The organism is Streptomyces ambofaciens ATCC 23877 (genome assembly GCF_001267885.1).
GTDB classification, from domain to species: domain Bacteria; phylum Actinomycetota; class Actinomycetes; order Streptomycetales; family Streptomycetaceae; genus Streptomyces; species Streptomyces ambofaciens.
Window position 1 is genome coordinate 4,910,819 of the sequence record NZ_CP012382.1, and the last position, 19,479, is coordinate 4,930,297.

General features: G+C 73.5%; 17 protein-coding genes. 14 read left to right on the forward strand and 3 right to left on the reverse strand.

What is annotated here, in order from left to right; genetic code table 11:
• Window positions 1-71: 71 nt before the first annotated feature.
• Window positions 72-659 carry a hypothetical protein gene (locus SAM23877_RS21985; protein ID WP_053135899.1) on the reverse strand — a complete coding sequence of 196 codons (588 nt, stop codon included), beginning with the start codon at window positions 657-659 and terminating at the stop codon, window positions 72-74.
• Window positions 660-986: 327 nt separating this feature from the next.
• Between SAM23877_RS21985 and SAM23877_RS21990 the strand changes: the two genes are divergently transcribed.
• The 12 genes from SAM23877_RS21990 to SAM23877_RS22045 all read left to right on the forward strand — a co-directional run bounded on the left by SAM23877_RS21990 (window position 987) and on the right by SAM23877_RS22045 (window position 16,311).
• Window positions 987-1,841 (forward strand): bifunctional methylenetetrahydrofolate dehydrogenase/methenyltetrahydrofolate cyclohydrolase, encoded by an 855-nt coding sequence (locus SAM23877_RS21990; protein ID WP_053135902.1) that lies wholly within the window; start codon window positions 987-989, stop codon window positions 1,839-1,841.
• Entirely contained in the window at window positions 1,831-2,370 is a 540-nt protein-coding gene (locus tag SAM23877_RS21995) for a DUF3017 domain-containing protein (protein WP_053135906.1), read from the forward strand. Before SAM23877_RS21990 ends, SAM23877_RS21995 begins: the two co-directional genes overlap by 11 nt.
• Window positions 2,371-2,760: 390 nt before the next feature.
• The gene (locus SAM23877_RS22000) at window positions 2,761-4,047 is read left to right on the forward strand and encodes an XRE family transcriptional regulator (protein WP_053135908.1); all 1,287 of its coding nucleotides are present in this window, start codon (window positions 2,761-2,763) and stop codon (window positions 4,045-4,047) included.
• A 550-nt stretch (window positions 4,048-4,597) separates the two neighbouring features.
• Window positions 4,598-5,587 (forward strand): malate dehydrogenase, encoded by a 990-nt coding sequence (locus tag SAM23877_RS22005; RefSeq protein WP_053135911.1) that lies wholly within the window; start codon window positions 4,598-4,600, stop codon window positions 5,585-5,587.
• A 202-nt stretch (window positions 5,588-5,789) separates the two neighbouring features.
• Entirely contained in the window at window positions 5,790-7,556 is a 1,767-nt protein-coding gene (locus SAM23877_RS22010) for a hypothetical protein (protein ID WP_053135914.1), read from the forward strand.
• Window positions 7,543-7,896: a hypothetical protein gene (locus SAM23877_RS22015; RefSeq protein WP_053135918.1), complete on the forward strand. Its 354-nt coding sequence runs from the start codon at window positions 7,543-7,545 to the stop codon at window positions 7,894-7,896. Before SAM23877_RS22010 ends, SAM23877_RS22015 begins: the two co-directional genes overlap by 14 nt.
• Before the next feature lie 241 nt (window positions 7,897-8,137).
• Window positions 8,138-8,986 carry a hypothetical protein gene (locus SAM23877_RS39170; protein ID WP_244902989.1) on the forward strand — a complete coding sequence of 283 codons (849 nt, stop codon included), beginning with the start codon at window positions 8,138-8,140 and terminating at the stop codon, window positions 8,984-8,986.
• A 191-nt stretch (window positions 8,987-9,177) separates the two neighbouring features.
• Window positions 9,178-10,698 (forward strand): aldehyde dehydrogenase family protein, encoded by a 1,521-nt coding sequence (locus SAM23877_RS22025; RefSeq protein WP_053135921.1) that lies wholly within the window; start codon window positions 9,178-9,180, stop codon window positions 10,696-10,698.
• A 61-nt stretch (window positions 10,699-10,759) separates the two neighbouring features.
• Window positions 10,760-12,292: a GMC family oxidoreductase gene (locus SAM23877_RS22030; RefSeq protein ID WP_053135923.1), complete on the forward strand. Its 1,533-nt coding sequence runs from the start codon at window positions 10,760-10,762 to the stop codon at window positions 12,290-12,292.
• Complete coding sequence (locus SAM23877_RS22035; protein ID WP_053135926.1) at window positions 12,289-13,416, forward strand: quaternary amine ABC transporter ATP-binding protein; 1,128 nt, start codon at window positions 12,289-12,291, stop codon at window positions 13,414-13,416. Before SAM23877_RS22030 ends, SAM23877_RS22035 begins: the two co-directional genes overlap by 4 nt.
• Window positions 13,416-15,359, forward strand: a complete 1,944-nt coding sequence (locus tag SAM23877_RS22040) for an ABC transporter permease (RefSeq protein ID WP_053135929.1) — start codon at window positions 13,416-13,418, stop codon at window positions 15,357-15,359. The genes SAM23877_RS22035 and SAM23877_RS22040 overlap by 1 nt, the downstream gene beginning before the upstream one ends.
• Before the next feature lies 1 nt (window position 15,360).
• Entirely contained in the window at window positions 15,361-16,311 is a 951-nt protein-coding gene (locus tag SAM23877_RS22045) for an ABC transporter substrate-binding protein (RefSeq protein ID WP_053135932.1), read from the forward strand.
• A 3-nt stretch (window positions 16,312-16,314) separates the two neighbouring features.
• On the opposite strand, the gene SAM23877_RS22050 is transcribed toward SAM23877_RS22045, so the two are convergent.
• Entirely contained in the window at window positions 16,315-17,058 is a 744-nt protein-coding gene (locus SAM23877_RS22050) for an isocitrate lyase/PEP mutase family protein (protein WP_053135935.1), read from the reverse strand.
• Window positions 17,055-17,582, reverse strand: coding sequence for a carboxymuconolactone decarboxylase family protein (locus SAM23877_RS22055; protein ID WP_053135937.1), 528 nt, complete (start codon window positions 17,580-17,582; stop codon window positions 17,055-17,057). Before SAM23877_RS22055 ends, SAM23877_RS22050 begins: the two co-directional genes overlap by 4 nt.
• Before the next feature lie 46 nt (window positions 17,583-17,628).
• On the opposite strand from SAM23877_RS22055, the gene pdxR reads away from it, so the two are divergent.
• Entirely contained in the window at window positions 17,629-19,038 is a 1,410-nt protein-coding gene (pdxR, locus tag SAM23877_RS22060; protein ID WP_053135940.1) for a MocR-like pyridoxine biosynthesis transcription factor PdxR, read from the forward strand.
• Window positions 19,039-19,117: 79 nt separating this feature from the next.
• Window positions 19,118-19,477 carry a hypothetical protein gene (locus tag SAM23877_RS22065; RefSeq protein ID WP_053135943.1) on the forward strand — a complete coding sequence of 120 codons (360 nt, stop codon included), beginning with the start codon at window positions 19,118-19,120 and terminating at the stop codon, window positions 19,475-19,477.
• Window positions 19,478-19,479 lie beyond the last annotated feature (2 nt).

Here is a 19,479-nt window from a genome sequence, read left to right on the forward strand (position 1 = left end):
GGCCGTGCCCCCCTCGTAAGGGTGAGACACGGCCCTGTGACGTGATTGGCGAGAAAGCGTTCCGCGGTGGGTCAGTAGCGCGGGCGCTTGAACCAGGCGGCGCCGTTCGCGTTGCCGGCGAACACCGCGATCAGGATGCCGAGCACCAGGTGGATGATGCCGAAGATGGTGAACGGGTAGACGGCGAGGACCGCGGTCAGGATGCCGAAGACCAGCGCGGTCACGCGCAGGCCGCTGCCCCCGGACGCGAACTTCACCGCCAGGACGGCCGCCCACACGCCCCAGGCCAGCGCCAGCACCGCGAAGCCCCACAGCGCGCCGGTCGGGTAGTCGGCCAGTCCCTCGAAGGCGGGGTCGTCCTTGGCCTGGTCGACGGCGACGGCCGAGAAGGCGAACAGGGCCGTGCCGATCACCTGGAAGCCGACGATCACCCAGAGCATGACCCGGGCGGCACCGACGGTTCCGGGCATCGTGGTGGGAGCGCCGCCGCCGTAGGGCTGCTGCACGGGCGGCGCCGACGGGTAGCCGTAGCCGGGCTGTCCCTGCTGCTGGGGATAGCCGTAACCGGGCTGGCCCTGGGGCGGCTGCTGCGGAGGGCCGTAGCCCGGCTGCTGGCCCTGCGGCGCACCGTAGGGGTTGTTCGGGTCGCCGAAACTCATGGCGGGACTTCCTCCGTCGCTGTCACGTGCGGGGACGACGCGCGGCCCGGCTCGGAGGAGGTACGTCGTTGCGGTTCGTCCCCCCGGTACGGCCCCGCGGCACTGTGCACCCCAATCGTTCTTGACCGGTCTCTCGCTTGTCCAGCCCGGCAACGAGGTGTTGTGCAAGTGCAACAACGTCGATCACGGGCGGAGACGCGGGGACGCGTTCCGCAATGTCGTTTTGGTGCTGCTTTGGTGGCGGGTGGGCGCCCGGGCGGTGCCCGCCCACCGTCCGGATCATGACCGGATTGGAACCCGGGGCCGGTCATCCGCGAGGATGGGGGTATGACCGCCCAGATTCTCGATGGCAAGGCCACCGCAGCCGCGATCAAGTCCGAACTGACCGCCCGCGTGGCGGCGCTGAAGGAGAAGGGCGTCACGCCCGGCCTCGGCACGATCCTCGTCGGGGAGGACCCCGGCAGCCAGAAGTACGTAGCCGGCAAGCACCGCGACTGCGCCCAGGTCGGCATCGCCTCCATCCAGCGCGAGCTGCCCGCCACGGCGACGCAGGAGGAGATCGAGGCGGTCGTCCGCGAGCTGAACGAGGACCCTGCCTGCACCGGCTACATCGTCCAGCTCCCGCTGCCCCGGGGCATCGACGAGAACCGCATCCTGGAGCTGATGGACCCGGACAAGGACGCCGACGGCCTGCACCCGATGAACCTCGGCCGTCTCGTCCTGAACGAGCCGGCCCCCCTGCCCTGCACCCCGAACGGCATCCTCACCCTGCTGCGCCGCCACGGTGTGGAGATCAAGGGCGCCGAGGTCGTGGTGGTCGGCCGCGGTGTCACCATCGGCCGCCCGATGCCGCTGCTGCTCACCCGGCGCAGCGAGAACGCCACCGTGACCCAGTGCCACACCGGCACCCGGGACCTGGCCGCCCACCTCAAGCGCGCGGACATCGTCGTCGCCGCCGCCGGCTCCCCGCACCTGGTCCGTCCCGAGGACGTCAAGCCGGGTGCCGCCGTCCTCGACGTCGGCGTCTCCCGCAACGCCGAGGGCAAGATCATGGGCGACGTCCACCCCGGTGTCGCCGAGGTGGCCGCGTGGATCTCCCCGAACCCGGGCGGTGTCGGCCCCATGACCCGTGCCCAGCTGCTCGTCAACGTGGTCGAGGCGGCGGAGCGCAGTGCCGGCTGACGACACGCGCGCCGGGAGCCGGGAGCGCGCCGAAGGCCGGGAGCGCGCCGAGGGCCGAGGGCGCGCGGAGGCCCCGGAGCAGGCGGAGGAACTCACCGTCCGGGACCCCGTCAGCGCGCCCGACGCCGAGGGCAGGCCGCGGCGGGCCACCCGCCGGTTCCCGCTCTTCACCCGTGACACCGCGCGCCCCGAGGGCGGCGGCCGGGCCGCCACCGCCGACGCGCCGGCGCCCGCCCGGCAGTGGCCGATCCTCCTCGTGGTCGGCCTGGTCGGGATCGGCCTGCTGCTGAGCGCGCTGGACGTGTTCCGCTGGGGTCTGGTGCTGATCGGCGCCGCGCTGCTGTGCGGCGCCGTGCTCCGCTGGCTGCTGCCCGACGTCGGCATGCTCGCCGTGCGCTCGCGCTTCACGGACATCGCCACCTACGGCGTCCTCGGCCTCTCCATCGCCCTGCTGGCGCTGATGGCCCAGCCGGACCCGCTGCTGGAGATCCCGTTCCTGAAGGACACCCTGCACTTCACGGTGAGCTAGGGACCGGGCACGGCGGCCCGTCCTCCACCCCCGTGGAAGGACGGGCCGCCGCCGCGACCAACCCTCCTGCACGCGGAACGCCCTGTTCAACGCCTGTCAGGCCGCTGTGGCACGGAAGTGACCGTTCCGCTACTCCGTCACGCGCGCTGTGAAAAACAGGGTTCGGTGCGGGGCACGGCAACGCCGGTGGGACACTGGACCGCGGGTCGACAGGCGTGCGACGGTGCATGCCCGCGGCCCCTGTGCTCCTGTGCGCCCCCACCCCGGGAACTGAGATCCTGACCGGGCGCATCCCTGTGGGTAGCCAGAACGAGGACTCCGCGCGGGACGCCGCGCGCGAGGACAACGGGGAACGAACAGCACGTCACCGGGGGGAAGAGGGGGGAAGCAATGCCTCGTTGGAAGGCCTTGCCGGATGAACTCGATCCGCAGATCAAAGAGTTCACCAGTCAGTTGCGCCGGCTCGTGGACCGCAGCGAGCTCAGCATCGCGTCGGTGGCCGACGCCACGGGTTACAGCAAGACGTCCTGGGAGCGCTATCTGAACGGCCGGCTGCTGGCGCCGAAGGGCGCCATCGTGGCCCTGGCCGAGGTGACGGGCACCAATCCCGTCCACCTGACCACCATGTGGGAGCTGGCGGAGCGTGCCTGGAGCCGCTCGGAGATGCGCCACGACATGACCATGGAGGCCATCCGGATCTCGCAGGCGCGGGCCGCGCTCGGCGAGCTGGGCACGCCCGCGGCCGCGTCGGGCACCGGCGGCAGGAGCGGCCGGGGAAGCCGCTCCGGCCGCCACGGCGGGGGAGCGACGGCCACGCCCGGGATCGCCGGGCCGGCCGGTGTCGCGCCCACCCTGCCGCCGGCGGTCCCCGTGCAGCCGACGGCCGCCGACAGCCCCGACTCCGCCGTCGGCACGGCACGGGGCGGCGGTGCGCCGAGCTCCTCCTCCCTCCCGTCCTCCGGCGGCACGACCGACGGCAACTCGTGGAACATGGCCGGGTACCGGGGGCCGGCGCCGACCGGTGACCGCACGGCGCGGCCCGGGCACCCGGCGGGCACCCGCGAAGCGGCGGGACCCGCGGCCCCGCCGGTCACCCCCGCACCGGGCCACCGGGGGCCTTCGGGAGCGCACGGCGAGCCCCCGCGCGGCGGCTCCCGCTCGCGGAACGGGTCCGCCGGGGGCGGCAGCAAGCGGATGATGACGTTCGTCGCGGGTGTCGTCGGCGTGCTGGTCGTGATCGCGGGCGCCTTCTTCCTGCTGGGCGACGGCGGCGACAAGAAGAACGAGGGCGCCGAGTCCTCCCCGTCGCCGACCGTGAGCTCCGACCCCGCGCTGCCGCCGGGCGTGAAGTGCAGCGGCGACGCCTGCACCGGCAAGGACCCGGAGATCATGGGCTGCGGCGGCGACCTGGTGACCACCGCCGCGACCGCCACCGTCGGCACGGCCGCCGTCGAGGTCCGCTACAGCAAGGCCTGCGGCACCGCGTGGGCCCGTGTCACCCAGGCCGCCCAGGGCGACGAGGTCCAGGTGAGCGCGGACGGCAGGAACGCCCAGACGGGCACGGTCACCGGGACCGGCGACACCGTCGCGTACACGCCGATGGTGGCGGTGAAGTCCCCGGCCGACGCCGAGGCGTGCGTGACGCTGGCGTCGGGCCGGAAGGGCTGCACGGAGTGACCGCCGGAGCGTGACCGGCAGCCGGTGAGCGTGCGGCCGCACACCGCGGGCAGGCCTCCTGCGGGCCGTGCCCTCGGTGGGGCCGCGGCGCGGGCCGGTAGCCGCACGGCAGCCCGGCCCCCTCCCGCGGTGGGTGCGCGGTGCCCCGGACGGCCCGGAAAATAAAATCCGCCCCCGGCAGGCATGGCTCGCGTCATGTCGGGCACGCGAGAAGTACCCCCACGGGAGTCCGGCAACGGCACCCCCGAACGGCGGTCGCCTTCGCCCCTCCTCTCCCGGACAGGCGGCCGCCTCATTCATGTCCCGGCCCGCACCTCGCCGGGACACCCGGGCGGCCCACCCCGTATCAGGGACACCCGGGCGGCCCACCCCGTATCCAGGGCACCCGGAGGACCCGGAGACGACCTGTGGGCCGGGCCACACCGGCCCGGACGTCCCGGGCACCGCGGGCGCGATAGCCTGACGGCTGCATGGATCTCTTGATACCAAGAGATCGATCAAACGCCCGGGGCAGGGACGCCCCACCGCCAGCTGTCATACGGAGAACGCCATGACCCGCACTCCCGTGAACGTCACCGTCACCGGCGCGGCCGGCCAGATCGGTTACGCCCTGCTCTTCCGCATCGCCTCCGGCCAGCTGCTCGGCGCGGACGTGCCGGTCAAGCTCCGCCTCCTGGAGATCACCCCGGCGCTCAACGCCGCCGCGGGCACCGCGATGGAGCTGGACGACTGCGCGTTCCCGCTGCTCCAGGGCATCGAGATCACCGACGACCCGAACGTCGCCTTCGACGGTGCCAACGTCGCCCTCCTCGTGGGCGCCCGCCCGCGCAGCAAGGGCATGGAGCGCGGTGACCTCCTGGAGGCCAACGGCGGCATCTTCAAGCCGCAGGGCAAGGCCATCAACGACCACGCCGCGGACGACATCAAGGTGCTCGTGGTCGGCAACCCGGCCAACACCAACGCCCTGATCGCCCAGGCCGCCGCCCCGGACGTACCGGCCGAGCGCTTCACCGCGATGACGCGCCTGGACCACAACCGCGCGCTGACCCAGCTCGCGAAGAAGACGGGCTCGTCGGTCACCGACATCAAGCGCCTGACCATCTGGGGCAACCACTCCGCCACCCAGTACCCGGACATCTTCAACGCCACCATCGCCGGCAAGAACGCCGCCGAGGTCGTCGACGACGAGAAGTGGCTGGCCGAGGACTTCATCCCGACCGTCGCCAAGCGCGGCGCCGCCATCATCGAGGCCCGCGGCGCCTCGTCGGCCGCCTCCGCCGCCAACGCCGCCATCGACCACGTCCACACCTGGGTCAACGGCACCGCCGACGGCGACTGGGCCTCCATGGGCATCCCGTCGGACGGCTCCTACGGCGTCCCGGAGGGCCTCATCTCCTCCTTCCCGGTCACCTGCAAGGACGGCAAGTACGAGATCGTCCAGGGCCTGGAGATCAACGACTTCTCCCGCGCCCGCATCGACGCCTCCGTCAAGGAGCTGTCGGAGGAGCGCGACGCGGTCCGCGGTCTCGGCCTCATCTGACCCACCCACGCCGCCGCCGGACCGCGTGTCCGGCCCGGCGCTCGCACCGGTCCCCGGCACCGCCACGGCGGTCCGGGGACCGGTGCGTTCCCCCTCGGCGCCCTGTTGACGTTCCGGTCTCGCGGGCCCCTCGCCTCCCCTATGCTGATGCCCCGTCACATCGTCCGTCGTCGACGGACTTCACGCGCATCGGGGGATCGGCGTGAGCACCGCCTACGTGCCGCAGCAACCACAGCAGGGCAACGCGGGGACACCGCCGGAACCCCCGCCCGTTCCGCCGTACGCCAGCGAGGCCACCCGGCTGCTGTGTGCGGGCGCCTATCTCGACCCCGCCTACCGGGACCGCGTCATCGAGGAGCTGTACCTCGACGAGCAGCGGATCGTGGCGCCGTCGCTCGGCTTCGACGCCGCCCGGGTCCTCGCCCACGCCCTGCGGGCCCGCCGGCAGGAGCTGCTGTGGTCCGCGGCCGTCATCGGCCTGTGGGTGGTGGGCCTGCCGCTCAGCGGCTGGCTGCTCGCCTTCTTCGTGTGGCCCAGCGTGCTGCTCGCCCTCGCCCCCTGGCTCAAGGGCCGCGCCGAGCGGCCGCCCCTGTACCGGCGGCTCGCGGCCTTCGTGGCGCGCTGGTGGGGCCGACTGCAGTTCGCGTTCTTCCTGTTCGCGCTGGTCGCCTTCGCGTTCGGCGGCGGCGAGGACGACGACTCCTCGTACGGCTCCTCGTCGTACGGCCTCTACGACTCGGGCGGCACCGACTGGCGGGAGGTCACCGACGTGGTGACCCCGTCCCTCGGCGACGGCACGGGCCTGATCGAGGTGTGGCAGGCCTGGTTCGGGATCGCCGTCCTGGTGCTCATCGGGCTCTGTGTGGCCGCGCAGCGCAACCAGTTCGCCCGCGCGCTCGCCGCCGAGCTGTCCCCGGGACGCTTCCCGGACGCGGCCGGGGACCCGGCGGAGAAGGCCGAGGGCGGACGGTTCCAGCGGCTGATGGGGCGCATCCGGCTGGAGCAGCACGCGCCGCTGATCATGTACAACGAGAAGCACCCGTTCTGCGGGGCGGGAGCGGCGTACGACACCTGGGTCCTGGCCGTCGAGCTGAAGCCGGACGACGAGAGGAAGCAGCAGCCGCTCAGCAACCGCGTGATCCTGGACCGCGTCCGGCCCCTGATCGAACAGCTGCGCCTGCCCTCCGAGTACGCGGGCGCCCAGGTGCGCGACCGGTTGCGCCGGCTGGAGATCGACGAGTGCGTGTTCCTCCCGGTGGAGGGCCTGCTCGACCGCGCGCAGGCCCCCTACGACTGGGAGCAGTTCGAGCAGCACCGGACGAGCGCCGTCGAGGAGGGCGCCGAGAAGCGGCGGCACTTCCTGCGGATCCGGGTCGGGGGCTGGGAGGAGGAGCTGGTCGTCACGGTCTTCGTACGCCTGCACACGCAGGGCCGGATGCTCATGCTGGAGATCGCCCCGCACGTGCTGACGCCGGTGCGCGCGGACTTCAAGGACGCCGACCGCGCCTCCCACCGGTTCCGCAACAACAACGTGCTGGGCAAGGCGGCCGGCGCCATCGTCCTGGTGCCCGGTTCCGTGGGCCGCTCCCTGGTCACCCTCGGCCGCGGCGCGGTGTACGGCTGGCGGCTGCTGACCGGCGGCCACACCGGCGCGCTCCCCGCTGGCCCCGCCGTCTCCGTACGGGAGCTGGCCTCGACGCCGACCGGGTCGACCTTCCAGGAGATGGACGTCAGCCGCTACCTCCGGAGCATCCAGGACCGGGTGGGGCACGGGGTGCGGCTGGCCCTGGCCGACGCCGGCTACGAGACCGGTGAGTTCGTGCAGAAGATCGTGAACCTCAGCAACGGCAGCACCTACATCGGCAACGCCGAAGGGGCGACCTTCGCCGTCGGCGACAAGGCCCACGTCTCGTCCAAGTCGGGCGGCCCCGCGCCGCAGAAGGGATCCGGAAACCATGGCAGCACATGAGCCGAACGTGCACATCGGCAACGCGCAGGGGGCCACGTTCGCCGTCGGCGACAACGCGAACGTGACGGGCAACTACGGCACCGCGGCGTCGCGCGACCAGGCCGCCGAGGAGCTGCTGCGGGCGGTGCGGGAGCTGCGCGCCGACCTGGCCCGCATCCGGCGGACCGAGCAGACCGCCGAGCTCGACACGGCCCTCGCGGACACCGAGGAGGAGATCACCCGCACCGGCACGGCCCCCGAGGGCCGCCTCCAGCGGCTGCGGACCCTGCTCGAGGACACGCAGACCGCCCTGTCGCTGTTCGCGTCCTTCGGGACGGTGGCCGGGCTGCTGGGGATGTGAACCGATGAGCGGGGGACAGCAGCGGTACTGGAACGAGTCCGCCCAGCGCTGGGAGGACACGGCGGACGGCGCGACGCCGGCCACCCCGCCCCCACCGCCCAGGCCGGGCTCCGTACCGGAAGCACCGCCCCGAACGTCCCAGGCACCCCAAGCGCCCCAGGCACCCCGACCGCCTCGGACACCCCCGCCTCCCCGGGCCCCGGACCCCGGCGGCCCACCCGGCGTCTCGGTGCCGGTGCCGGTGTCGCCGCCCGCCCCCGGTCCCTGGTCCACGCCCGAGCTGCCGTACCCGGACTCGCCGCCGCCCGGGCACCCGTCGGCCCCGGCCGCCCCCGCCGGCACCGGCGGGCCCAGCCGCCGGCTGGTGTGGTCCGTGCTGGGCGGAGCCGCCGCGGCCGGGGCCGTGGTGGCCCTCGTCCTGACCCTGGTGGTCCCGGGGGACGACGGCACGGACGACCGCGGCGGCCGGGGGACGGGGCCGGCGAGCGCGTCCGCGGATTCCCCGGCCTCCACGCCCTCGGCCCTGCGGACCGGGGAGACCGGGGAGACCGGGGCGCCCGCGCCCCCGGACGAGGCGTCGGAAGCGGTCACCGAGCCGCCCGACGGCTACGAGGTGCACGCCGACGAGGAGGGCTTCACCATCGCCCGGCCCGAGGGCTGGGTGCGCGAGGAGCTGCCCTCGGAGTACGGCATGGGCGTGGTCAACTACCGCAGCTCCGACGGCGGGCTGCGATTGCAGGTCTACCAGGTGGCGGAGGCCTCGCCCGACGCGTCCTTCGAGCTGTTCCTCTCCGACGCCACCCCCAAGGCGGACGGCTTCCGGCAGCTCTCCCTGGAGACGCTGGACGACGGCGACTTCACCGGCTCCCGGCTGGAGTACCTCGTCGACTCCATCAAGGGGGAGCCCGACATCGGGCCCTGGCACGTCGTGGACGAGCGTTTCCTGGCCGCCGACGGCGAGGTGTACGCGATCGCCGCCTACGGAGCCGACGCGGACGGCCGGGAGGACGAGCGCGAGCTCCTGCGGACGGCGCTCGGCCACTTCTGCCCGCCGTCCACCACCTGCGCGCCGGCGACCGGAGACCAGTAACCGGCAACATGCCACCCCTCCCTCGCGACGTGGGTGATTCCTTCCGTTCCGTCCGCTTGTTCCGTGACTCGGCACACTTCCGGACCGGGATCCGCATGCATGCGGAGCACAAGGGCATGTGCTCCCGGTCCCGTGGACGACACGCGTGTGACTCACGGGCGCTGAACAGGAACGGAAGGCATTCATCGATCATGGCGGACAGTACGGAACTTCAGGCGCGCGAGACGATCCACGCCGGCGGACGGTGGCGGGCGGCCGTCTCGGGCGGCACCCGCGAGATCGTCGACCCCGCGGACGGCCTGCCCTTCGCCGTGGTCGCGGAGGGTGACGAGCAGGACACCGACCTCGCCGTGGCCGCCGCCCGGCGCGCCTTCGACGAGGGGGAGTGGCCGCACACCCCGGTCGCCGGCCGCGCCGCCCTGCTGCGCCGTGTGGCCGACCTCCTCGTGCGCGACCGCGAGAAGCTCGGCCTGCTGGAGAGCCGCGACGCGGGCAAGACCGTGGAGGAGGGGCGGGTCGACATCGACTGCGTCGCCGACGCCTTCCGCTACTTCGCGGACCTGGTCGCCGGCGAGGCCCCCGGCCGGGTCGTGGACGCGGGCTCGCCCGACATCCACAGCGTCGTCGTGCACGAACCGGTCGGCGTCTGCGCGATGATCACGCCCTGGAACTACCCCCTGCTCCAGGCCAGCTGGAAGATCGCCCCGGCGCTCGCCGCCGGCAACACCTTCGTGATCAAGCCCAGTGAGATCACCCCGCTCACCACCGTCGCCCTGATCGACCTGCTGGTCGAGGCCGGCCTCCCCACCGGCGTCGCGAACATCGTCACCGGCCCCGGCCACACGGTCGGCGCCCGGCTCGCCGAGCACCCCGACGTCGACCTGGTCTCCTTCACCGGCGGCCTGATCAGCGGCACCAAGGTCGCCCAGGCCGCCGCCGTCACCATCAAGAAGGTCGCCCTCGAACTCGGCGGCAAGAACCCCAACGTCGTCTTCGCCGACGCCTGCGACACCGAGGAGGGCTTCGACACCGCCGTCGACCAGGCCCTCAACGCCGCCTTCATCCACAGCGGGCAGGTCTGCTCGGCGGGCGGCCGCCTGATCATCGAGGAGTCGGTCCGCGAACGCTTCGTCGCCGAACTCGCCCGCCGCGCCGAGAGGATCCGCCTCGGCCGCGGCACCGAGGAAGGCGTCGAGTGCGGCCCGCTCGTCTCCGAGCAGCAGCGCGCCAAGACCGAGAACCACGTCGCCTCCGCGCTGGCCGAGGGCGCCGAGCTGCGCTGCGGCGGCAAGCGCCCCGAGCCGTCCCCCCAGCGGCCGGAGAGCGGCTACTTCTACGAGCCGACCGTCCTCGACCGCTGCCACCGGGAGATGAAGGTCGTACGGGAGGAGGTCTTCGGACCGGTCCTCACCGTCGAGACCTTCCGCACCGAGGACGAGGCGGTGGCCCTCGCCAACGACACCGAGTACGGTCTGGCCGGTGCCGTCTGGACCGCCGACGCGGGACGGGCCCGCCGGGTCGCCGGCCGGCTGCGTCACGGCACCGTCTGGATCAACGACTTCCACCCCTACCTGCCGCAGGCCGAGTGGGGCGGCTTCGGCAAGAGCGGAGTCGGCCGCGAACTCGGCCCCGCGGGCCTCGCCGAGTACCGCGAGAGCAAGCACGTCTACCAGAACCTCGCACCCGAGCCCGTCCGCTGGTTCGCCGGCTGACCGGACCCGCCCGGCCGCACCACGTCCCCGCACCATCCGCTCGCCCCACTGGAGTACCTCCATGCCAGAGACCACCCACGTCTACGACTACGTCGTCATCGGCGGCGGCACGGCGGGATCGGTGATCGCCTCCCGCCTCACCGAGAACCCGGACGTCACCGTCGCCGTCATCGAGGGCGGCCCCAGCGACGTCGGCCGCGACGACGTGCTGACCCTGCGCCGCTGGATGGGGCTGCTCGGGGGCGAGCTGGACTACGACTACCCCACCACCGAACAGCCACGCGGCAACTCGCACATCCGGCACAGCCGGGCCCGGGTGCTCGGCGGCTGCTCCTCCCACAACACCCTCATCGCCTTCAAGCCGCTGCCGTCCGACTGGGACGAGTGGGAGGCCGCGGGCGCCGAGGGCTGGGGCGCGGTGCCGATGGAGGCGTACTACGCGCGGCTGAAGAACAACATCGTCCCGGTCGACGAGAAGGACCGCAACGCCATCGCCCGCGACTTCGTGGACGCGGCGCAGAAGGCGCTGGAGGTCCCCAGGATCGAGGGCTTCAACAAGAAGCCGTTCACCGAGGGCGTCGGCTTCTTCGACCTCGCCTACCACCCCGAGAACAACAAGCGGTCGTCGGCCTCGGTGGCGTACCTGCACCCGGTGATGGACGAGCGTCACAACCTCACCCTCATGCTGGAGACCTGGGCGTACCGGCTGGAGCTGGACGGCACCCGCGCCGAAGGCGTCCACGTCCGCACCAAGGACGGCGAGGAGCTCCTCGTCCGGGCCCGCAACGAGGTCGTGCTGTGCGCCGGCGCCGTCGACTCGCCGCGCCTGCTGCTGCACTCCGGCATCGGCCCGAAGGCCGACCTGGAGGCGCTCGGCATACCCGTGGCGCTCGACCTGCCCGGCGTCGGCGAGAACCTGCTCGACCACCCCGAGTCGGTGATCGTGTGGGAGACCCACGGCCCCATCCCGGAGAACTCCGCGATGGACTCCGACGCCGGCCTGTTCGTGCGCCGCGACCCCGAACACGCGGGCCCCGACCTGATGTTCCACTTCTACCAGATCCCGTTCACGGACAACCCGGAGCGCCTCGGCTACGAACGCCCCGCGCACGGCGTCTCCATGACCCCGAACATCCCGAAGCCCAAGAGCCGCGGCCGCCTGTACCTCACCAGCGCCGACCCCGAGGTCAAGCCGGCCCTGGACTTCCGTTACTTCACCGACGAGGACGACCACGACGGCCGCACCCTCGTCGACGGCATCCGCATCGCCCGTGAGGTCGCCAGGTCCGAGCCGCTGGCCGGCTGGCTCAAGCGCGAGGTCTGCCCCGGCCCGGACGTCACCGGCGACGAGGAGCTGAGCGAGTACGCCCGCAAGGTCGCCCACACCGTCTACCACCCGGCGGGCACCTGCCGGATGGGCGCCGCCACCGACGAGCTGGCCGTCGTCGACCCCGAGCTGCGCGTGCGCGGCCTGACGGGCCTGCGCGTCGCCGACGCCTCCGTCTTCCCGACCATGCCCGCCGTGAACCCCATGATCGGCGTGCTCATGGTCGGGGAGCGCGCCGTCGAGCTGATCGGTGGTGACAACCGATGACCACGACCGTCAACGACACCGCCGCCGAGCGTCCCCCGGTCTTCGCCGTCGACGGCCTGTGGAAGGTCTTCGGCCCCAAGGCCGCCCGCGTCCCCGCCGACCCGGAGCTCGCCGCCCTGAGCCCGGCCGAGCTGCGTTCCCGCACCGGCTGCACGGCCGCCGTGGCGGACGTCTCCTTCGACGTGCGCAAGGGCGAGGTCTTCGTCGTCATGGGCCTGTCCGGCTCCGGCAAGTCCACGCTCGTGCGCTGTCTGACCCGGCTGATCGAGCCGACCGCCGGCGGCATCGCCATCGACGGCGAGGACGTCCGCGCCATGGACCGGTCCCGGCTGCGCGAACTGCGCCGGCACCGCGCCGCGATGGTCTTCCAGCACTTCGGCCTGCTCCCGCACCGCACCGTCCTCGACAACGTGGCCTACGGCCTGGAGGTCCAGGGCATGGGCCGCGCCGAGCGCCGCGAACGCGCCGCCGCCGTCGTCGCCAAGGTCGGCCTGGAGGGCCTGGAGCACCGCCGCCCCGGCCAGCTCTCCGGCGGTCAGCGCCAGCGCGTCGGACTGGCCCGCGCCCTCGCCGTCGACCCCGAGGTGCTGCTCTTCGACGAGCCGTTCAGCGCGCTCGACCCGTTGATCCGGCGGGACATGCAGGAGGAGGTCGTCCGGCTGCACCGCGAGGAGGGCCGCACGATGGTCTTCATCACGCACGACCTCCAGGAAGCGCTCAAGCTGGGCGACCGCATCGCCCTGATGCGCGACGGCCGCGTCGTGCAGCTCGGCACCCCCGAGGAGATCGTCGGCTCACCCGCCGACGACTACGTCCGCGCGTTCGTCCGCGACGTCCCGCGCGAGCAGGTGCTCACCGTCCGGACGGCCATGCGCCCCGCCGCCTCCGCCGACGAGGCCGGCAGCGGTCCGGCGCTGCGGCCCGACGCCACCGTGTCGGAGGCCATCGAGGCCGTCGCCCGGGCCGGCTCCCCGGCCCGCGTGATGGACGCAGGACGCTGCCTCGGCGTGGTCGACGCGGACGCGCTGCTCGGCGTCGTGGCCGGCACGGACCAGCCCGGGGAGGCTGATGCCCCGGGCCCGGAACTCGCCGAGGAGGCGGATCAGCGCAAGGAGGCGGTCTGATGGCCACGGTCACCGCCCCCGCCGCCCGCCCCGCGCGCCCCGGCGTCCTGCGCCGGCCGGCCGCCCGCAAGCTGCTGGTCCTCGCGGTCGCCGCCGCCGTCCTCGTCCCCCTGGCCGTCTCCCGGTGGGGCGGCGCGACCTGGCCGGACGCCCTCACCGTCGACGTGTCCGGACCGCTCGGCAGGGCCAGCGACTGGATCATCGACAACCGCGACAGCCACCCGCTGTTCCTCTACTTCTTCGGCCACGTCAGCAACGTCGTCGTCCTCGCCGTACGCGCCGTGTACCTCGCCCTCCTCGCCGTCGGCTGGGCCGGGGTCACCGCGATCGGCGCCCTGGTCGCCTGGCGCGCGGCCGGCGTGCGGCTGGCGCTAAGCACGGCCGCCGCGTTCCTGGCCTGCGGCCTGCTCGGCATGTGGGTGCCGACCATGCAGACCCTGGCCCTGATGGTCGTCGCCGTCCTCGCGTCGGTCGCCGTGGGGGCCCTGCTGGGACTCGCCGCCGGCCTCTCCGACCGCATGGACCGCGTACTGCGCCCGGTGCTCGACACCATGCAGGTGCTGCCCGCCTTCGCCTACCTCCTGCCCGTCGTCCTGGTCTTCGGCATCGGCGTACCCGCCGCCGTCCTGGCCACCGTCGTCTACGCCGCCCCGCCCATGGCCCGGCTCACCTCGCTCGGCCTGCGCGGTGCCGACAAGGAGGTCCTCGAAGCCGTCGAGTCCCTCGGCACCACCGCCCGCCAGCGGCTGCTGACCGCCCGCATCCCGCTGGCCCGCAAGGAGCTCCTCCTCGGCGTCAACCAGACGATCATGATGGCGCTGTCCATGGCCGTCATCGCCTCCGTCATCGGCGCCGGCGGCCTCGGCGACCGCGTCTACCAGGCGCTGGCCTCGGTCGACGTCGGCGCGGCCCTCGCGGCCGGCATCCCGATCGTGCTGCTCGCCGTCGTCCTCGACCGGGTGACCGGCGCGGCGGGGGAGCGGCTCGGGGAGTCCGAGACCTCCCCGCTGACCTGGCTGTACCTCCTCGTCGCCGCCGCGGCCGTCGCGGTCGCCGGACGGCTCGCCGGGTTCCTGGACTGGCCCGAGGCCTGGGAGGCGGACATCGCCGAGCCCGTCAACCGGGCCGTCGACTGGATGACCGCCCACCTGTACTCCGGCGTCCCCGTCGTCGGTGGCACCGCCGACTGGGCCGCGCACTTCACCAGCTGGGTCCTCAACCCGCTCCGGGACGGCCTCCAGTGGCTGCCCTGGTGGTCCGTCCTCCTGGCCGTCGCCGCCCTGGCCTGGCTGATCGGCACCTGGCGCACCGCGCTCACCGCCGTCCTCGCCATGGCCGCGATCGGCGTGCTCGGCGTGTGGAACCCGTCCCTGGACACGCTCTCCCAGGTGCTGGCGGCCGTCGCCGTGACCCTGGTCATCGGCTTCGCCACCGGCATCGCCGCCGCCCGCAGCGACCGCTTCGAACGGCTGCTGCGGCCCGTGCTGGACGTCTTCCAGACCATGCCGCAGTTCGTCTACCTGATCCCGGTCGTCGCCCTCTTCGGCGTCGGACGCGCGCCCGCCGTGGCCGCCGCGGTCGTCTACGCCCTGCCGGCCGTCGTCCGCATCACCGCCCAGGGACTGCGCCAGGTCGACCCGGCGGCCCTGGAGTCGGCCCGTTCGCTCGGCGCCACCAGCGGACAGCAACTGCGCCAGGTGCAGCTCCCGCTGGCCCGCCGGTCGCTGCTGCTCGCCGTCAACCAGGGCGTCGTCCTGGTCCTGGCCGTCGTCATCATCGGCGGCCTGGTCGGCGGTGGGGCGCTCGGCTACCAGGTCGTCTTCGGCCTGGCCCAGGGCGACCTGGCGACCGGCCTGGTGGCCGGCGCGGCGATCGTCTGCCTCGGCCTCATGCTCGACCGGGTCACCCAGCCGTCCGAACGACGTACGAAGAAGGGAGCCTGAGATGTCGCGCAAGCGGATCACGGCCGCCGTCGCCGTGCTGGTCCTGGCCACCGGCTGCGGCGCCGCCGACATGACCGAGCAGGCGTCCCCGTTCGCGAACGCCCAGGGCGCCAGGACCGTCACCCTGTCCGTGCAGTCCTGGGTCGGCGCCCAGGCCAACGTGGCCGTCGCCCAGTACCTGCTGGAGCACGAGCTCGGCTACCGCGTCGACACCGTCCAGGTCGACGAGGTCCCCGCCTGGGACGCGCTCAGCCAGGGCCGGGTCGACGCCATCCTGGAGGACTGGGGCCACCCCGAGCAGGAGCAGCGCTACGTCCGGGACAAGGGGACCATCACCGCCGGCGGCGACCTCGGCGTCACCGGGCACATCGGCTGGTTCGTCCCGACGTACTTCGCGAAGAAGCACCCGGACGTCACGGACTGGAAGAACCTGAACAAGTACGCCGAACTGCTGCGCACCGCGGAGAGCGGCGGCAAGGGCCAGCTGATGGACGGCTCCCCGTCCTACGTCACCAACGACAAGGCCCTGGTGGACAACCTGAACCTGGACTACCAGGTCGTCTTCGCCGGCTCCGAGGCCGCCCAGATCACCCAGATCGAGCAGTTCGCCAAGGAGAAGAAGCCCTTCCTGACCTACTGGTACACCCCCCAGTGGCTGTTCGAGAAGGTGCCGATGACGGAGGTGAAGCTGCCGCCGTACAAGGAGGGTTGCGACGCCGACCCGGCGAAGGTCGACTGCGCCTACCCGGTCACCCCGCTGCAGAAGTACCTCAACGCCGGCTTCGCCGAGGACGGCGGCGAGGCGGCGGAGTTCCTGAAGAGGTTCAGGTGGACGACCGAGGACCAGAACGAGGTGTCCCTCATGATCGCCGAGCAGAAGATGCGGCCCGACGAGGCGGCGAAGAAGTGGGTGGGCAGCCACGAGTCCGTCTGGAGGAAGTGGCTGCCCTGACGCTCAGTCCACCAGGTCCGCCGCGATCTCCCGCAGCGCGCCCTGCGCGCGCCGCTGGAGGCCGGGCCCGAACGTGACCCGGGTGGCCCCGAGTCCGCCGAGCTGCGCGGGCGAGGGGCCCTCCCCGGGCAGCGCGTGCACGTTCACCGGCCCCTGGATCCCGGACCGCAGCACCGGCAGTACCCCGACGGGGGCGTCGATCGGATAGACGCAGTCGGCGCCCGCCGCGACGTACAGCGCGGCCCGCCCGATCGCCGCGTCCGGATCGTCGACGCCCCGGACGAACGTGTCGATCCGGGCGTTGAGGAAGAGCCGGTCCCCGGCCGCCGCCCGTACCTCGCCCAGCCACTCCGCGTGCTCGCGCGGGTCCTTGAGCACCCCGTCCGCGGAGTCCTCCAGGTTGCAGCCCACCGCCCCCGCCTCCAGCAGCCGTTCCACCAGCTCCTCGGGAGCCAGCCCGTACCCGTCCTCGACGTCCGCCGACACGGGCACGTCCACGGCCCGCGCGATCCGCGCGACGGCCGCGAACATCTCCTCGGCCGGGGTCGCCCCGTCCGCGTACCCCAGGGACGCGGCCACGCCCGCGCTGGGCGTGGCGAGCGCCGGGAACCCCGCGTCCGCGAAGACCCGGGCGCTCGCCGCGTCCCACGGGCCGGGCAGGACGAGGGGGTCGCCCGGTACCCGGCCGTGGTGCAGGGCCCGGAAACGGTCCGCCCCGCTCTTCGTGTCCGTCGTAGGGCCCGTCACCCGTGCTGGCCCGGCGTGTAGTGCCCCGGCGTCAGCCGGCAGGTCACGCCGAACCTGTTCCAGGCGTTGATCACCGTGATCGCGGCGATCAGGTGGGCCATCTCCGTCTCGTCGAAGAACTTCGCGGCCCTCTCGTACACCTCGTCCGGCACGAAGCCGTCCGTCAGCACGGTGACCGCCTCGGTCAGCTCGATCGCGGCGAGCTCCCGCTCCGTGTAGAAGTGCCGCGACTCCTCCCAGGCGGCGAGCTGCACGATCCGCTCCACGCTCTCACCGGCCGCCAGGGCGTCCTTGGCGTGCATGTCGAGGCAGAACGCGCAGTGGTTGAGCTGGGAGGCGCGGATCTTCACCAGTTCCTTGAGCTTGGGGTCCAGCCCCTGGCCCGCGGCCTTCTCCAGCCCCAGCATCGCCTTCCAGACCTCGGGGGCGTGCTTGGCCCACTCCAGCCGGGGGGCCTGCTCGGCGGCGAAGGAGTCGGGGGCGGCGGTGGCCGTGTCCGTCGGGTTCGTCGTGTTCGTCGTCATGCCTCGAGACTAGAAGCGAGGCAGCCCAGGAGTATGGTCCATTCCCATGGGGAAACCGTGGGCCACTTTCGGCGTCGACCTGCACCTGGACCGCTCCGGAAGACCCGGGCTGCGCCGCGGCCTCACCGACGCCCTGCGCGAGGCCGTCCGCGGCGGCCGGCTGGCTCCCGGCACCCGGCTGCCCTCCTCCCGCTCGCTCGCCGGCGACCTGGGCGTGGCACGCAACACCGTGGCCGAGGTCTACGCCGACCTGGTCGCCGAGGGCTGGCTCACCGCCCGCCAGGGTTCCGGCACCCGGGTCGCCGAGCGGACCCCCGCCACGCCCGGCCGCCGCCGCCCCGCCCCGTCCCGCCCGGCACCGCACCGGCGGGAGCCGGCACCGCCCGCCTACGACCTCGTCCCCGGCACCCCCGAACTCGCCTCCTTCCCCCGCACCCGGTGGTTGCGGGCGGCCCGCCGCGCCCTGACCGCCGCCCCCGACCGGGCCCTCGGCTACGGCGACCCCCGCGGCCACGTCGAACTGCGCACCGCGCTCGCCGGTTACCTCTCCCGCGCCCGGGGCGTGCACGCCGACCCCGACCGGATCGTCGTCTGCTCCGGCTTCCTCGGCGGGCTCGGTGTCCTCACCGACCTGCTGCACCGCCGGGGAGCGCGCTCCCTCGCGGTCGAGTCCTACGGCCTGCCCCACCACCGCCGGCTGATCCGGCGCACGGGCCTCGACATGCCACCGCTGCCCTTCGACGACCGCGGCACCCGCCTCCCGGACGACCCGATCGCCGCCCAGGCCGTCCTGCTGACGCCCTCCCACCAGTTCCCGCTGGGCCTGCCGCTGCTCCCGGAGCGGCGGACGGCACTGATCGACTGGGCCCGCGGCACCGGCGGCCTGGTCCTGGAGGACGACTACGACGGCGAGCTCCGCTACGACCGCCAGCCCGTCGGAGCCCTCCAGGGCCTGGACCCCGACCGCGTCGTCTACCTGGGCACCGCCAGCAAGTCCCTGGCCCCCGCCCTGCGCCTGGGCTGGCTGGTGCTGCCCGGGTCGCTCGTCGAGGAGGCCATGGACGCCATGGCCGGCCGCATCCCGGGCGTCCTCGACCAGCTGACCCTCGCGGAGTTCATCGGCTCCGGGGACTACGACCGGCACGTGCGGGCCGCCCGGCTGCGCTACCGGCGCCGCCGCGACGCCCTGGTCGCCGCCCTCGCCGAGCGCGCCCCCGAGGTGCGCGTCACCGGCATCGCCGCCGGAATGCACGCCGTCCTCCGGCTGCCGCCGGGTACCGAGCAGCAGTTCGTCCGGGCCGCCGCCTGGCACGGGCTCGCGGTCCAGGGCATGTCCATGTTCCGGCACCCCGAGGCGGCCGTCCCCCCGTTGGACGCCCTCGTGGTCGGCTACGGCACCCCGCCCGACCACGCCTGGACGGGGGCTCTGGACGCGCTGTGCCGGGCGCTGTCGTAGAGTCCCCGGCGGGCGGCGGCCGTGCACGCGGCCGGCCCGACGGTGGTACCTGGACGCGGAGCACGGGGGAGAGACGGACATGGCGGAGACCCGGCGACGGCTGCGGTCGAGCACGGTGGTGCTCGGCGGCATGGGAGTGCTCGCGGCGGCCCTGAGCGCGTGCGGTTCGGACCCCGACCGCCGGTGCGTGGACCGCGACAGCTACGACTGGATCAACGGCTACAAGGTCGTCGCCGACAAGAACTGCAGGCCGGGCTCGTCCGGCGGTGCGTACGGCAAGGGCGGCAAGAAGGGGTCCGGATCGTCGAAGGCGTCGGACGCCGACTGGTACTACGACGCCGACGTCAGCGGCGGCTGGGCCGCCGAGGGCACCTTCAGCCGCGACGAGGCCGTCGACCGGGGCGGCTTCGGCTGCTCCTCCGGCAGCGGCGGCGGCTGAGC

Coding starts and splice junctions, on each gene's coding strand:
- SAM23877_RS21985 (WP_053135899.1), bottom strand. CDS start 659: ATGAGTTTCGGCGACCCGAACAACCCCTACGGTGCGCCGCAGGGCCAG.
- SAM23877_RS21990 (WP_053135902.1), top strand. CDS start 987: ATGACCGCCCAGATTCTCGATGGCAAGGCCACCGCAGCCGCGATCAAG.
- SAM23877_RS22000 (WP_053135908.1), top strand. CDS start 2,761: ATGCCTCGTTGGAAGGCCTTGCCGGATGAACTCGATCCGCAGATCAAA.
- SAM23877_RS22005 (WP_053135911.1), top strand. CDS start 4,598: ATGACCCGCACTCCCGTGAACGTCACCGTCACCGGCGCGGCCGGCCAG.
- SAM23877_RS22015 (WP_053135918.1), top strand. CDS start 7,543: ATGGCAGCACATGAGCCGAACGTGCACATCGGCAACGCGCAGGGGGCC.
- SAM23877_RS22025 (WP_053135921.1), top strand. CDS start 9,178: ATGGCGGACAGTACGGAACTTCAGGCGCGCGAGACGATCCACGCCGGC.
- SAM23877_RS22030 (WP_053135923.1), top strand. CDS start 10,760: ATGCCAGAGACCACCCACGTCTACGACTACGTCGTCATCGGCGGCGGC.
- SAM23877_RS22035 (WP_053135926.1), top strand. CDS start 12,289: ATGACCACGACCGTCAACGACACCGCCGCCGAGCGTCCCCCGGTCTTC.
- SAM23877_RS22040 (WP_053135929.1), top strand. CDS start 13,416: ATGGCCACGGTCACCGCCCCCGCCGCCCGCCCCGCGCGCCCCGGCGTC.
- SAM23877_RS22045 (WP_053135932.1), top strand. CDS start 15,361: ATGTCGCGCAAGCGGATCACGGCCGCCGTCGCCGTGCTGGTCCTGGCC.
- SAM23877_RS22055 (WP_053135937.1), bottom strand. CDS start 17,582: ATGACGACGAACACGACGAACCCGACGGACACGGCCACCGCCGCCCCC.
- pdxR (WP_053135940.1), top strand. CDS start 17,629: ATGGGGAAACCGTGGGCCACTTTCGGCGTCGACCTGCACCTGGACCGC.
- SAM23877_RS22065 (WP_053135943.1), top strand. CDS start 19,118: ATGGCGGAGACCCGGCGACGGCTGCGGTCGAGCACGGTGGTGCTCGGC.